The sequence below is a fragment of the Mangrovibacter phragmitis genome (assembly GCF_001655675.1).
GTDB classification, from domain to species: Bacteria; Pseudomonadota; Gammaproteobacteria; order Enterobacterales; family Enterobacteriaceae; genus Mangrovibacter; species Mangrovibacter phragmitis.
Genome location: NZ_LYRP01000007.1, coordinates 60,897 through 74,605, shown reverse-complemented (window position 1 = coordinate 74,605; position 13,709 = coordinate 60,897). Strand labels below are relative to the sequence as shown.

At 51.2% G+C, this 13,709-nt stretch carries 11 protein-coding genes and 1 riboswitch; of the genes, 8 read left to right on the top strand and 3 right to left on the bottom strand.

Going from position 1 to position 13,709, the window contains the following annotated elements; genetic code table 11:
- Positions 1-3: 3 nt before the first annotated feature.
- Entirely contained in the window at positions 4-825 is an 822-nt protein-coding gene (locus A9B99_RS09075) for an MBL fold metallo-hydrolase (RefSeq protein WP_064596805.1), read from the bottom strand.
- Positions 826-906: 81 nt separating this feature from the next.
- On the opposite strand from A9B99_RS09075, the gene A9B99_RS09070 reads away from it, so the two are divergent.
- Together A9B99_RS09070 and A9B99_RS09065 are read left to right on the top strand one after the other, a co-directional pair.
- A complete protein-coding gene (locus tag A9B99_RS09070) occupies positions 907-1,866 on the top strand; it encodes a LysR family transcriptional regulator (protein WP_064596804.1) in 960 nt (319 codons plus the stop codon).
- Positions 1,867-2,025: 159 nt separating this feature from the next.
- Positions 2,026-3,654 carry a Na/Pi cotransporter family protein gene (locus A9B99_RS09065; protein WP_064596802.1) on the top strand — a complete coding sequence of 543 codons (1,629 nt, stop codon included), beginning with the start codon at positions 2,026-2,028 and terminating at the stop codon, positions 3,652-3,654.
- A 61-nt stretch (positions 3,655-3,715) separates the two neighbouring features.
- Here the strand turns inward: A9B99_RS09065 and panS are convergent, their stop codons facing one another.
- Both panS and lysC read right to left on the bottom strand, forming a co-directional pair.
- Positions 3,716-4,648, bottom strand: a complete 933-nt coding sequence (gene panS, locus A9B99_RS09060; RefSeq protein WP_064596799.1) for a ketopantoate/pantoate/pantothenate transporter PanS — start codon at positions 4,646-4,648, stop codon at positions 3,716-3,718.
- Positions 4,649-4,775: 127 nt separating this feature from the next.
- Complete coding sequence (gene lysC, locus A9B99_RS09055) at positions 4,776-6,137, bottom strand: lysine-sensitive aspartokinase 3 (protein WP_064596797.1); 1,362 nt, start codon at positions 6,135-6,137, stop codon at positions 4,776-4,778.
- 154 nt (positions 6,138-6,291) lie between these two features.
- Positions 6,292-6,485: riboswitch (Lysine riboswitch) on the bottom strand.
- A 310-nt stretch (positions 6,486-6,795) separates the two neighbouring features.
- Here lysC and kduI point away from each other — a divergent pair.
- The 6 genes from kduI (at position 6,796) to pgi (ending at position 13,360) form a co-directional block, all read left to right on the top strand.
- Positions 6,796-7,644 (top strand): 5-dehydro-4-deoxy-D-glucuronate isomerase, encoded by an 849-nt coding sequence (kduI, locus tag A9B99_RS09050; protein WP_064596794.1) that lies wholly within the window; start codon positions 6,796-6,798, stop codon positions 7,642-7,644.
- A 60-nt stretch (positions 7,645-7,704) separates the two neighbouring features.
- Positions 7,705-8,694: a TRAP transporter substrate-binding protein gene (locus tag A9B99_RS09045; protein WP_064596793.1), complete on the top strand. Its 990-nt coding sequence runs from the start codon at positions 7,705-7,707 to the stop codon at positions 8,692-8,694.
- A 62-nt stretch (positions 8,695-8,756) separates the two neighbouring features.
- The gene (locus A9B99_RS09040) at positions 8,757-9,266 is read left to right on the top strand and encodes a TRAP transporter small permease (RefSeq protein ID WP_064596791.1); all 510 of its coding nucleotides are present in this window, start codon (positions 8,757-8,759) and stop codon (positions 9,264-9,266) included.
- Between the two features lie 3 nt (positions 9,267-9,269).
- Complete coding sequence (locus A9B99_RS09035; protein WP_064596789.1) at positions 9,270-10,577, top strand: TRAP transporter large permease; 1,308 nt, start codon at positions 9,270-9,272, stop codon at positions 10,575-10,577.
- A gap of 85 nt (positions 10,578-10,662) precedes the next feature.
- Positions 10,663-11,448 (top strand): IclR family transcriptional regulator, encoded by a 786-nt coding sequence (locus tag A9B99_RS09030; RefSeq protein ID WP_064596787.1) that lies wholly within the window; start codon positions 10,663-10,665, stop codon positions 11,446-11,448.
- 262 nt (positions 11,449-11,710) lie between these two features.
- Positions 11,711-13,360, top strand: coding sequence for a glucose-6-phosphate isomerase (gene pgi / locus A9B99_RS09025; RefSeq protein WP_064596828.1), 1,650 nt, complete (start codon positions 11,711-11,713; stop codon positions 13,358-13,360).
- Positions 13,361-13,709: the final 349 nt, after the last annotated feature.

Here is a 13,709-nt window from a genome sequence, read left to right as displayed (position 1 = left end):
GAATTACACCTCCAAAGGTAGCCATTGCCGGTCAGGTGTTACGCGCCCACACGAGCTGCCGGCAAAGTGTGAACTGAACCAGATTGCCTGATGTTTTGCACACCAGTCTATAACGCGCTGGCGTGAGGCAATGGCTTGCGGGAGATCTTCACAAAACCGGGAGTTCCAGTGGGGGTGCTGAAACTGAATGGGGTGGTGCATGACATCACCGGCAAATATCGCGTGTTCACCGGCACTTTCCAGCACAATGGATGCATGATCCACACTGTGGCCTGGTGTTGAGGTATAACGCAGCACCCCGGCAAACAGCGTATCTTCGCGTACATCCACGGCGTCCAGCAGGCCGTTCTTGAGCAGGGGCAGAATGCTGTCGTGGTACAACGCCTGAGTTGCCGGGTTGTTCTGCACATGTGCCAGTTCCGTGGCAGAGCAAACATAACGTGCATTGGGGAACCCAGGCTGCCATTTCCCGTCTTGCAGGCAGGTATTCCAGCCAACATGGTCGGTATGAATATGGGTCATCATTACCAGCGTTACTTCTTCCGGTTTTATGCCGGTTTGGGCCAGATTGTCCTGGTAAGGTGTTTGCAACTGGTGAAACAGTGGGTGGTTATTCCGGTCGCGCCCGTTCCCCGTGGCAGTATCAATAACCACGGTATGGCTACCGCTACGCACCAGCCAGCTGTGAATGGAAATATCCGCAGGCTGTTGTGCTAACTGGTTGCCCATCTCGCCACTGTGTGCCGCAAACAACGTAGCGAAAGGAAACGCTGCCGTTTGCTCTGTGACTTTTTGAATCAGACAGTTACCAATTTGGATAGTCATTACAGACTCCTTACTTTATGGTGAAAACCAGAGCAGCTGACTATACTTTTTTGAATGTAATTAATTAAATTGATTAAATTTATGGAAAGCATCAATGAGAGTGATTTTTCGCGTATTGATCTGAATTTATTGGTTGTTTTGTTAGTGATGTACCAGGTGCGTAGCGTTACTCAGGCCGCAAACCGGCTGTATTTAGGCCAGCCTGCGGTGAGTGCGGCACTAAAAAGGCTGCGAGAGATGTTTAATGACCCGCTATTTGTGCGCACCTCACAAGGAATGGCACCTACACCCAGAGCTGAAAAACTGGTACAACAATTTGCCCCGCTGATGCAGGGTTTGCACCGCGCTATTTTCACACCAGAACATTTTGACCCGGCGAGTGACTCGCGCAGCTTTACCATTGGCATGAGCGACTGGGTAGAACACTGGTTAATGCCAGAGCTTGTGGCGGAGTTATCGGCCTGCGCCCCCCACATTACTATTAAAGTAGTGGTAACTGATCCCTGGCAGGCGGTGCCATTAATGGAGCAGCAACAGGCAGATCTTGCGGTAACGGTGGGTAATGAGACCAGCAGGGATCTCACCCGTGAAAACATCGCCTGCGCTGGTTTTTCTTCCCTGTGGGATTACCGGCAAATTCCCTGCAATGGGCCGTTAACGCTGGATACCTTTTTGCGTTATGAACATGTGCTGGTGTCGTACCGTGGAGCCAGTGAAAGTGCGCTGGATAACGAGCTACAACAACGGGGCCGGGCGCGCCGTGTACGTTATGTCACGCCGAATTTTTCTGCACTACCGTTGTTGCTGCGCCGTTTGCCGCTGTTCGCCACAGTACCACAAGGGCTGGTTCATTCATGGTGTGAGTTATATGGCCTGCAGGCGGCTCCGGTACCAGTAAACATGCCGGATTATACGTTGTCGTTGCTGTGGCATAACGCCCGCCACGAAGACCCGGCCAGCCGCTGGCTGCGCGCTACGGTGCGCGAATGCATTACCAGTAAACTCGCGGCACAGAGCGCACGAGTCACCAGGCCTGGTTAGCAGGCCTGCGGGGGAGGGCAAAGCCAGGCACATCTGCCCATGCTTTTGCCCCTTGTCTTTTCTTTACAAGCCAGCACATATACTGATTAATCAGGTTGCTATGAAATGGTACAAGACCGGTGGGTATAAACCCCGGCTGACAATAAAAAAGGAGTGCCTTTGCTGACATTACTTCATTTGCTTTCGGCGATTGCCATGCTGGTATGGGGAACACATATTGTACGCACCGGCGTGATGCGCGTGTTTGGCGCGCGTTTACGCAGTGTGCTCAGTGGCAGTATTTCACGTAAACCCATGGCGTTTTGCGCGGGTATTGGTGTTACAGCCCTGGTGCAAAGTAGCAACGCGACTACGTTACTGGTGACATCGTTCGTTTCACAGAACCTGGTGGCTCTGGCACCTGCCCTGGTGATTGTGCTGGGAGCCGATGTCGGGACTGCGCTGATGGCGCGAATTCTGACATTTGACCTTTCCTGGCTGTCGCCGCTGCTGATATTTATTGGCGTAATCTTTTTCCTTGGTCGCAAACAAACACGGGCCGGGCAACTGGGGCGGGTAGGGATTGGCCTCGGGCTGATTCTGTTGGCACTGGAGTTGATTGTGCAGGCGGCCACACCCATCACTCAGGCTTATGGCGTTAAAGTGATTTTCGCTTCGCTGACCGGCGATATCTTGCTGGATGCGTTAATTGGCGCGGTGTTTGCGATTATCAGTTATTCCAGCCTGGCGGCAGTATTGCTGACTGCCACATTAACCGCAACCGGCGTTATCGCTTTCCCGGTTGGGCTGTGTCTGGTGATTGGTTCAAATCTGGGTTCCGGCATTCTGGCGGTGATTAACAACAGTGCCGCCACACCCGCTGCACGGCGGGTTGCGCTGGGGAGCCTGTTATTCAAACTGATTGGCAGCCTGCTGGTACTGCCCTTTGTGCATGTCCTTGCCCGGGGAATGCAGCACCTGCCAGTGTCTGACTCAGAACTTATCATTTATTTCCATGTGTTTTACAACCTGATTCGTTGCCTGGCCATGCTGCCTTTTGTGGACCGGATGGCGCGGTTGTGCAGCACGCTGGTTAAATCACCACCGGAGCTGGATAACAGTGTGCGGCCGAAGCACCTGGACAGCTCCGCCCTGAGCACCCCTGCGCTGGCGCTGGCGAATGCGTCGCGGGAGACCCTGCGCATGGGTGACCGTGTGGAGCAAATGCTCTCATTGTGGCAAAGAGAACTGAAAGGCGAGCCGCGGCTGGAAAAGATATTGCGTAATCTGGCGGAAGAAGTTGATGTACTGCATAACGCTATTAAGCTGTATCTGGCTCGTATTCCACGAGATGAACTGGCTGAGGAGGAATCCCGGCGTTGGGCGCATATCATTGAAACATCCATGAACCTGCAGCAGTCTGCTGAAATTATTGAACGGATGGGGATTGAGGTGGCGGATAAGTCGTTGTCTGCCCGGCGGGCGTTCTCACCACAAGGTATGGAAGAACTGGATAATTTGATAAACCAACTGGAAGAGAACCTCAAGCTTGGCGTGTCGGTGTTTTACTCAGGGGACGTATCCAGCGCCCGACGCTTGCGCAGGCACAAGCACCGCCTGCGGATCATGATTCGCCGTTATTCTCACGCCCATGTTAACCGCCTGCATGAGCAAAACGTGCAAAGCATTGAAACCAGTTCACTGCACCTTGGTTTGCTGGGGGATATGCGGCGTTTGAATTCCTTGTTCTGCGCAGTGGCTTACACTGTGCTGGAACAACCTGACGACGACGAACGCGAAGAGAGTTAATTGCCCGCCAGGCACATATTGTGCCTGGCGAGTAACCCAACAACAGCCCCGGAAATCGGGGTTATTTTTGGGCTTCTGTTTTCTGTTTTACCGGCTTCCCGGACCAGTAACCCGCCAGCAACGACCCGGACAGGTTATGCCACACGGAAAACAGAGCGCCAGGCAATGCGGCCAGCGGCGTAAAGTAAATTTTCCCCAGAGCCGCAGCCAGGCCAGAGTTCTGCATACCGACTTCCAGCGCCAGAGTACGGCAGGTGGATTCATCGAAACCAAACAGCCGCCCGCCCCAGTAACCACCCAGCAACCCAATCGCGTTATGCAGAATAACGGCCACAATCACCACCAGGCCAACCGAGGCAATGTTTGCCGCGCTACCTGCCACCACCGCAGTAATAATGGCGAGAATACACACCATCGAGAACGCGGGTAGCCAGGGCTCAATGGCTTTGACCAGCCGTGGCAGAGTATGGTGAATGACCAGTCCCAGCGCAATTGGGATGATGACGATTTTCAGGATACTCAGCAGCATGCCTGCGATATCCACCTGAATATCGGCAGCAACATACAGCCGGGTCAGCAGCGGTGTGGCAAATACGCCCACCAGAGTGGAAACAGACGAAATAGTGACAGACAACGCCACATCGCCTTTTGCCAGAAAGATCATCACATTCGAAGCCGTGCCACTGGCAACACTGCCAACCAGAATCATCCCGGCAGCCAGGTCGGGTGGCATCTGGAACAGTTTGGCCAGTGCCCAGGCGGCTAACGGCATAACCAGGTAATGCAGGAAAATCCCGGCAGCAACTGGTGCCGGGCGTGACAGCACACGCTTGAAATCATCCATCTTCAGGTGCACGCCCATGCCAAGCATAATCAGCATCAACAACGTGGTAATCCAGGGGCCAATGGGTGTGAACGTGGCAGGCGTGTAATACGCCATAACAGAAAGCAGTACGGCCCAAAGTGGGAACAGCCGCGTGAGAACAGTTAACATGGTTTTTCCTTGCAGGTTGTGGTGTTTATAGTGTTTTTATTGGGTGTTTCTTATATTTTTTGCCGCTATTCACTAACAAACAGGGCGCTGATGCGCCCTGGGAAAAATAGCGGGTTGAGCCTGATGTTTATTCGAAAAGATTACGGTGCAGCTTGCGCACCACATCTTCGGCTTCACCGCCAGGCACCAAAAAGCACAAGTTGTGGCTGGATGCACCATAGCAAATCATGCGAATGTTGAAAGGTTCCAGGACACCAAATACCTCTTTGCCAACACCGCAGGCTTTAGACAACTCATTGCCAATCAATGCCACCAATGCCAGGTTCTCTTCAACTTCGACCCGGCATAATGACGACAACTCGGTCAGCAGCCCGGTGGTTAACAGAGAATCCCCCGTTGAGGTTGAGCCGGTGGTATCCAGCGTGATAGCCACACTGACTTCAGAGGTAGTGATTAAATCAACTGAAATATTATGGCGCGCCAGAATGGTAAATACCTCAGCCAGAAAACCACGGGAATGCAACATGCTCAGGCTGTGTAAGGTGAGTAATGTCTGGCGGCGGCGCAGCGCCAGCGCCCGGAATAATGGCGGGTTTTCGGTGGTGCCGCAGACCATGGTTCCGCCAGCCGCCGGGTCTTTACTGCAACCAACAAACACCGGGATTTCGCTGCGTACCGCAGGCAGTAAGGTGGCCGGGTGCAGTACTTTGGCACCAAAAGTTGCCATTTCAGCGGCTTCTTCAAACGCAATTTTATCTATGCGTTTCGCCGCAGGTACGACACGCGGGTCGGTAGTATAAATACCGGGAACATCAGTCCAGATATCCACCTGGCTTAAATGCAGCGCTTCACCAAGCAGTGCGGCTGTGTAGTCACTGCCGCCACGGCCAAGCGTCGTAGTGCGGCCTTTTGGTTCGCTGCCAATAAACCCTTGAGTGATGACCAGTGATTCAACCAGACGAGGCTGCAAGTGGGTTTGCGCCAGTTCCGCCAGTACCGCAATATCGGGCTCGGCTTTACCAAACCGGTCACTGGTACGCATGACTTTACGCACATCAAACCATTGCACTTCTTCACCACGCTCACGCAATACTTCCACAAATAACAGCGTGGACATCAACTCACCATGGCTGACCAGTTCATCAGTGAGTGCGTTGGATGTCGCCAGTGAGGCGGCTTCGGCAAGCGTGGTAATATTTTCAAGCAGGCGATCTATCTCTTCGCGAATGACCAGCGGGTTGGCGAGGCGCTCAAGAATATCGTATTGAATCTTACGAATGGCATCCAGCTTAACAAAACGTTCTGTTGCTTCCAGTCCTTCAGACAGGGCAACCAGTAAGTTGGTGACGCCAGCAGATGCAGACAAAACAACCAGGCGTACCTGTTTGTTTGCCAGCACGACATCAGCGCTGTGATTCATGGCATCGAAATCAGCGACACTGGTACCACCGAATTTGGCAACCACTGTCTGGGAAAGTGCGTGAGTCATTATAACCTCGTGTCAGGGCCACTTGAGGTGGCAATATCTTTATACCCGGCATTCCATGTGGACTAAACAGGAAGCCGCGGGTATTTCATCAGCCTTGGCACAAGGGAAGAGCGATAAACGGGAGACGTAGACAGGTTAAAACAAGCACTACGATACACCCAGAAGCGCCCCACCTTGCGAAACGAACGACTGCCGGACGTTTCTGGTGACAACCCAGGGGATTCAGCCCCTGCAGCCGATAACACATACAACCAGATACGTGTTACCTCGGCGCCGCTCCCCCTCTTATGCCGTCTTCGTACTGGTTACTCAGACATAATACCTGGGCGGCGCGCCTCTTCTGGCTTACACGAATCACTTCGCATAAGTAGCGCTAATAGAAATAATTCGTTCAGCGAACATTGTCAACGCTCTTTGATTGTGGATTTTTCATTCCGCCGAGTAACCCGCCGTTCAGAAGTGCTCCCTCCGTATTTTTAACCGGGTTGTTTTCCTCTCCAGACCGGTCGTTATTCCTGTTTGTTTTATCAACAGCTCTGTGTGTTTTTTCTGGCTATTAAAAAGAGGGCCGGTATTCACAGGTTTGATTATTCATATATAAATCTTGTTGATCACCTATGAATAGTTTTTACACTGAAATCCAACCAAGGAGACCCCGATGAAAACAGCCTGGAATACCCATCCTGATGATGTCCGCACTTACGACAGCGAGCGGTTGCGTGACATGTTTCTTACTGAATCCCTGTTCACCCCCGGTGATATTAATGTGGTGTACAGCCATATAGACCGGGTGGTGGCACTTGGTGTCTGCCCACAAGCAACACCACTGGCACTGGATGAAGTGATTGATACCAAAGCGTTTGGTACGCCTTTTTTTCTTGCCCGCCGGGAAATGGGCCTGGTGAATCTGGGGGGGCCGGTTGAGGTAACATGTAACGAAGGTGACAGCTACCAACTGGATTACCTTGACGGGCTCTATCTGGGAATGGGCACACAGGCAGTGAGCTTTCGTTCACTCAGCGAAGACCCACCAACAGAAACCGCGGTTTACTGCCTGAGTGCCCCCGCTCACCACAGCTGGCCTTCCCGCATTATCAAACGTGAAGAGGCGCGCCAGGTGGAACTGGGCAGCCAGCAAAATGCTAACCTGCGCCTGCTGACCCAATACCTGCACCCGGACGTGCTCACCACCTGCCAGCTCTGCATGGGCATTACTCATCTGCGCCCGGGCAATGTGTGGAACACCATGCCCGCCCATACCCACGCCCGCCGTATGGAAGCTTACCTCTATTTCAACATGGCACCCGACCAGGTGGTGTTCCACTTTATGGGCGACCCCCGGGAAACCCGCCACCTGGTGGTGCGTAACAAACAACTGGTGCTGTCACCCAGTTGGTCGATTCATTCTGGTTGCGGCACTCGTCAGTACAGCTTTGTGTGGGGAATGGCGGGTGAAAACCAAACCTTCGATGACATGGATTTTGTTGCCATGACTGACCTGCGCTGAGAACGCAGATAACAAAATAACAGTGAATGACTGATTAAAACCTCTGATGGAGACCCGATTATGTTGACGAAAACGACCTTTAAACGCCTGGCGCTGTGTTCGGTATTAAGTGGCCTGTTAAGCGTCTCTTCTCTGGCGCATGCCGCGAAAGAGATTAAAGCCGCTTTTAACCAGTCGGATAAGCACCCTCAGTACCTGGCACTGAAAGAGCTGGGCGATAAGCTGGCGCAGCAAACCGGGGGGCGTTACCAGTTGAATATCTTCCCTAACGAATTACTGGGTGACCAGCGTGCCGCGCTGGAATTAGTGCAAAACGGTGCGGTGCAAATGGCGGTGGTCGCGAACCCGCTGGCGGAGAATTACGATAAAACCTTTACCGTGATTGGCCTGCCGTATATCTACAGCGGCCCGGCTCACCAGGAAAAAGTCTTTACCTCCGGTGTGCTGGACCCGTTATTTGCTTCCACCTCCCGTTTCGGTTTTACGGTGTTAACCGCTTATACCGCCGGGGCGCGCAGCATGTACACCAAAGCTGGTCCGGTGAATACCCCGGCCGATATGAAAGGGAAGAAAATTCGTGTCATGCAGTCTGACACCATGCTGAAAATGCTGACCTGCATGGGCGGCACTGGTGTGCCTATGAGCCAGAGCGAAGTCTACACCGCTATTCAACAGGGCGTACTGGATGGTGCAGAAAACAATGAAATCACCTATGCCGACCTTAAGCAGTATGAAGTTGCGCCTTATTTCTCTGCCACACGCCACCTGATGGTGCCGGACCTTGTTGTTGTCAGCACCGATTTCCTGGAAAGCATGTCAAAACAGGATCAGGAAACGTTACGCAAGCTGGCAAAAGAAAGCACGCTGACAGAATTCCGCCTGTGGGCTGAGCAGATTGAGCAGGCCAAAAAAGTAGCGGAAGAAAAAGGCGCGAAATTCAATGAAGTGAATATCCAGCCGTTCCAGGAAAATTGCAAAGGCCTGCAAACTGAACTGGTGAAAACACCGGAACAAAAAGCGCTCTACGAAAAAGTTGTCGCACTTCAGTAAACTCCCTCGCCCGGTAAGCCAGCGCTTGCCGGGTTGCCGTTATCGACAAAGGAACATAAGCCATGGCGGTGCTCGAGACGTTCAAAAAATACCTTGATACCTTCGTCGCCTGGGTTTGTATCGGCATTGTCGGCATGATGACAGTGCTGATCACCTGGCAGGTAATTACCCGCTATTTATTTAACAGCCCCAGCGCTGTCAGCGAAATATTATCGCGCTACCTGTTTATCTGGCTCATTTTGTTTGGCAGCGCTTATGTGTTTGGGCTGCGTGAACATATGGCTATCAGCTTTATTAAAGAAAAGTTTTCCCCACGGGTGAAAATTATTACTGACATGTTTACCGAACTGGCTATCGCTGTTTTTACTTTCACCGTCATGATAATTGGCGGCTGGTACACCGTGTTGCGGCAAATGTGGCAACTGGATTCCGCCCTGCAAATTCCCATGGGGTACATTTACAGCGCCATTCCATTGAGTGGCGGGCTGATTGTTTTCTATTTCCTGTACAACGAAATTCACCTGTTCCGGCGCCTGAACACGCTGAACAGCGTACCAGGCGGGGAGGAATAAACAATGGATATAGCCCTGATTGCAGCATTAATCATGTTTTGTGGCACGGTGTTTTTCCTGGTTATTGGCGCGCCCATCAGTATTAGTGTGGGGATCTCTTCGTTTGGGGCAATGCTGGTCATTTTGCCCATGAAAGGCGCGATGATTACCTCTGCCCAGCGTATTTTTGTTGGCCTTGATTCGTTTGCACTGCTGGCTATTCCCTTCTTTATTCTGGCAGGCAACATTATGAATAACGGCGGGATAGCTATTCGGCTGATTAATTTCTCCAAAATTTTCAGCGGCTTTTTGCCCGGTTCACTGGCGCAAACCAATATTGTCTCCAATATGTTGTTCGGCTCGATTAGCGGCTCAGGTGTGGCATCGGCCGCGGCGGTTGGTGGCATTATGTCGCCGATTCAGCGCAAAGAAGGCTATGACCCGGCGTTCAGTACCGCGGTGAATATTGCATCTGCACCAACGGGCATGTTGATCCCACCCAGTAACACGCTGATTGTCTACGCAACAGTGGCCGGGAGCGTGTCGATTTCCGCGCTGTTTATGGGAGGCTATGTTCCCGGTATTTTGTGGGGGCTTGGTGTGATGCTGGTGGCGGGCTTTATGGCAAAGCGCCGGGGTTACGTACTGCGCCACACCATGTCATTGCGGGAATGCCTGAAAGTGGCGGTGGACGCTATTCCCAGTTTATCCATGATTGTGGTCGTGATTGGCGGAATTCTGGGTGGCGTATTTACGGCAACAGAAGCCTCGGCAATTGCCGTTGTGTATTCACTGTTCTTGAGCCTGTGCTACCGCTCTCTGGATGTCAGAACCTTACCGGCTATTTTTCTGAGCACAGCAAAAATGTCGGCAATTGTTATCTTTATGCTGGCAACATCGTCGATTATGTCCTGGGTGATGGCATTTACCCAGATCCCCGGCATGATTGCTGACTCGCTCCTCTCACTGACCAGTAACCCTGTCATTATCTTGCTGATCATTAACGTCGTATTGTTGTTCGTGGGTACTTTTATGGATCCCACCCCAGCGGTACTGATCTTTACACCTATCTTTCTGCCCATCTGCACGAGCCTGGGGATGGATCCGGTACAATTTGGCATCCTGCTGGTGTTTAACCTGTCTCTCGGGACTATTACGCCACCTGTCGGGCCAATTCTGTTTACCGGGTGCAAAGTGAGTGGAATTTCCATTGATGCGGTGGTGAAAACCCTGCTGCCCTTCTTCGTGGTGATAGTCGGCGTCTTGATGCTGGTGACTTACATCCCGGCCATTTCCATGACAGTGCCCCAACTGATGGGGTTGATTAAATAAGCGCGCCTGGTGGCACTTTGTTCTTGTGTGCCACCAGGTTAAAGTCTGTTCCTGTTAACGATTTTTCGCCTGTGGCCCCACGATTATGACGACTGAGTACCGTGCTCCCGCCCTTGAAAAAGGGCTGGCTATCCTTGAGTTACTGGCTGCGCAAGATGAGCCATTAACCAAAAAGCAAATTGCAGAACGGCTGAACCGCAGCATCAATGAAATTTTCCGCATGCTCTCAGTGCTGCAGGAACAGCATTACATTGATTATAAAGAAGATGTGTCAGGTTACGTTCTGACACTCAAAATGTTTACCCTGTCTAACCAGCACCCACCGGTTGCCATACTGCTCAAACGGGCTGGCAGCCTGATGGAGCAACTGTGCCTGCAGGTAAACCAGTCTTGCCACCTTAGCCAGTACAGTAATGGTCAACTGGTGGTTATCGCGCGCCAGGAAAGCCCGTATAAAATGGGTTTCAGCCTGCGGACCGGTGCCCATCTGGATATCTGCGCTTCTGGTTCAGGGATTGTGCTGTTGAGTTACAGTGAAGAGAGGGAGCGCCAGCGTATGATTGCGCTGGACGACGCCACAGATGAACAGGTGGCCTATGCCCGCAGCCAGATAGCGACCACCCTTGAACAAGGCTATTACCAGGGGGAAAGCCCGCAAATTTCCGGGGTTACGAACATTAGTGCGCCGATATTTGGTGCCCGGGGGGATTTGCTGGCTGTGATAACCGTGCCCTATATGACACTGAATACCCGCACGGTGCACCACCCGGTAGAAGATATTGAACACACCCGGCAGGCATTGTTGGTGGTCGCCAGCCAGCTCAGTCAGCACATCATTTCACGTTGTGACAGAAGTGAAAGCAGCACCTGACAGTCAGATACAGGTAACATTTTTGAGCCAGCTTTTTGTTTTTTTCCTTGCAGGCTGGCGTTTCTCTGATTCTTTCTCCCCACTTTTTAGCTCCAGAATGTGCAATACGGGGCTAAAACGCTTGACTGAAACCGCCAGGAAACTGAAATACATCAAATGTTATGGGTAACATCGCGCCATGACACAGAAAATCATCACAAATGCGGCATACAAGCGCTACAATCGTGTTCAGTCACAATTCTCAAATCAAAAGAGTGTTGCTATGAAAAATATCAATCCAACGCAAACCGCAGCCTGGCAGGCGCTTGAGAAACACTTCGCCGACATGAAAGAAGTCACTATCAGTGAACTCTTTGCCAAAGAAAGCGACCGTTTTTCTCGTTTTTCCGCTACCTTTAACGATTTGATGCTGGTGGATTATTCCAAAAACCGCATCACGCAGGAAACGCTTGATAAACTATTGGATCTCGCAAAAGAAACCGACCTGGCTTCTGCTATTAAGTCTATGTTCTCCGGCGAGAAAATTAACCGTACTGAAGACCGTGCCGTTCTGCATGTTGCGTTGCGCAATCGTAGCAACACGCCAATCCTGGTGGATGGCAAAGATGTGATGCCGGAAGTGAATGCTGTGCTTGAGAAAATGAAACACTTCTCTGAAGCCATCATTAGCGGCGAATGGAAAGGTTACACCGGTAAACCGATTACTGATGTAGTTAACATTGGTATCGGCGGTTCTGACCTTGGCCCATTCATGGTGACAGAAGCTCTGCGCCCGTACAAAAACCACCTGAATATGCATTTTGTGTCTAACGTAGATGGCACCCATATTGCGGAAGTGCTGAAAAACGTTAGCCCGGAAACCACCCTGTTCCTGGTGGCGTCTAAAACCTTCACCACTCAGGAAACCATGACTAACGCGCACAGTGCCCGTGACTGGTTCCTGAAAACAGCTGGTGATGAAAAACACGTTGCCAAACACTTTGCTGCGCTGTCGACTAATGGCAAAGCGGTAAGCGAATTTGGTATTGATACTGCCAATATGTTCGAATTCTGGGACTGGGTCGGCGGCCGTTACTCTTTGTGGTCTGCGATTGGCCTGTCCATTATTCTGTCTGTGGGCTTCGATAACTTTATTCAGTTACAAAGTGGTGCACACGAAATGGACAAACATTTCGCCAGCACCCCGCTTGAGCAGAACCTGCCGGTTATCCTCGCACTGATTGGCATCTGGTATAACAATTTCTTCGGCGCTGAAACCGAAGCTATTCTGCCATATGACCAGTATATGCACCGTTTCGCGGCCTATTTCCAGCAAGGTAATATGGAATCCAACGGCAAATATGTTGACCGTAACGGCAACGCAGTGGATTACCAGACCGGGCCAATTATCTGGGGTGAGCCGGGCACCAACGGCCAGCATGCGTTCTACCAACTGATTCACCAGGGCACTAAACTGGTTCCGTGTGACTTTATTGCACCGGCAATCACTCACAACCCGCTGAGCGACCACCACCAGAAACTGTTGTCCAACTTCTTTGCCCAAACAGAAGCGCTGGCGTTCGGTAAATCTCGTGATGTAGTGGAACAAGAGTTCCGTGACCAGGGTAAAGACCCGGCCACACTGCAACATGTGGTACCGTTTAAAGTCTTCCAGGGCAACCGCCCAACCAACTCTATCCTGTTGCGTGAGATTACTCCGTTCAGCCTTGGCGCTTTGATTGCGCTGTATGAACACAAAATCTTCACTCAGGGCGCTATTCTCAACATCTTCACGTTTGACCAGTGGGGTGTTGAACTGGGTAAACAGTTGGCTAACCGCATTTTGCCGGAACTGGGTGACCAGAGTACGGTGGAAAGCCACGACAGTTCCACTAATGGCCTAATTAACCGTTATAAATCCTGGCGCGCTTAATTTATTAAGTTTCGCTATATATTTAAAAATGCCGGTTTTATACCGGCATTTTTTATAAGATAAATCTGTGAAAAAATACACTCAACCAATAACTGTGAGTAAGGTTATTCTGAAAATCGTTTGAGTTATTATTACCCTCAGCCTTTCTTTTCAGACAAAACGGATTATTTAATTTGATTATGTAAATGTAACTATTTGATTTTAAATCATCTAACAATTAATCCTTGCACTGGAATTCTTTATATCTTCATCTTTTCTGAAAACCCATTGGGATATTCGCTGTGAGCCAAATCACACCGGGTTGTTGTGTATACTCGATCGCGCCTGAAAAGTTTTCAGGTAAATCTCC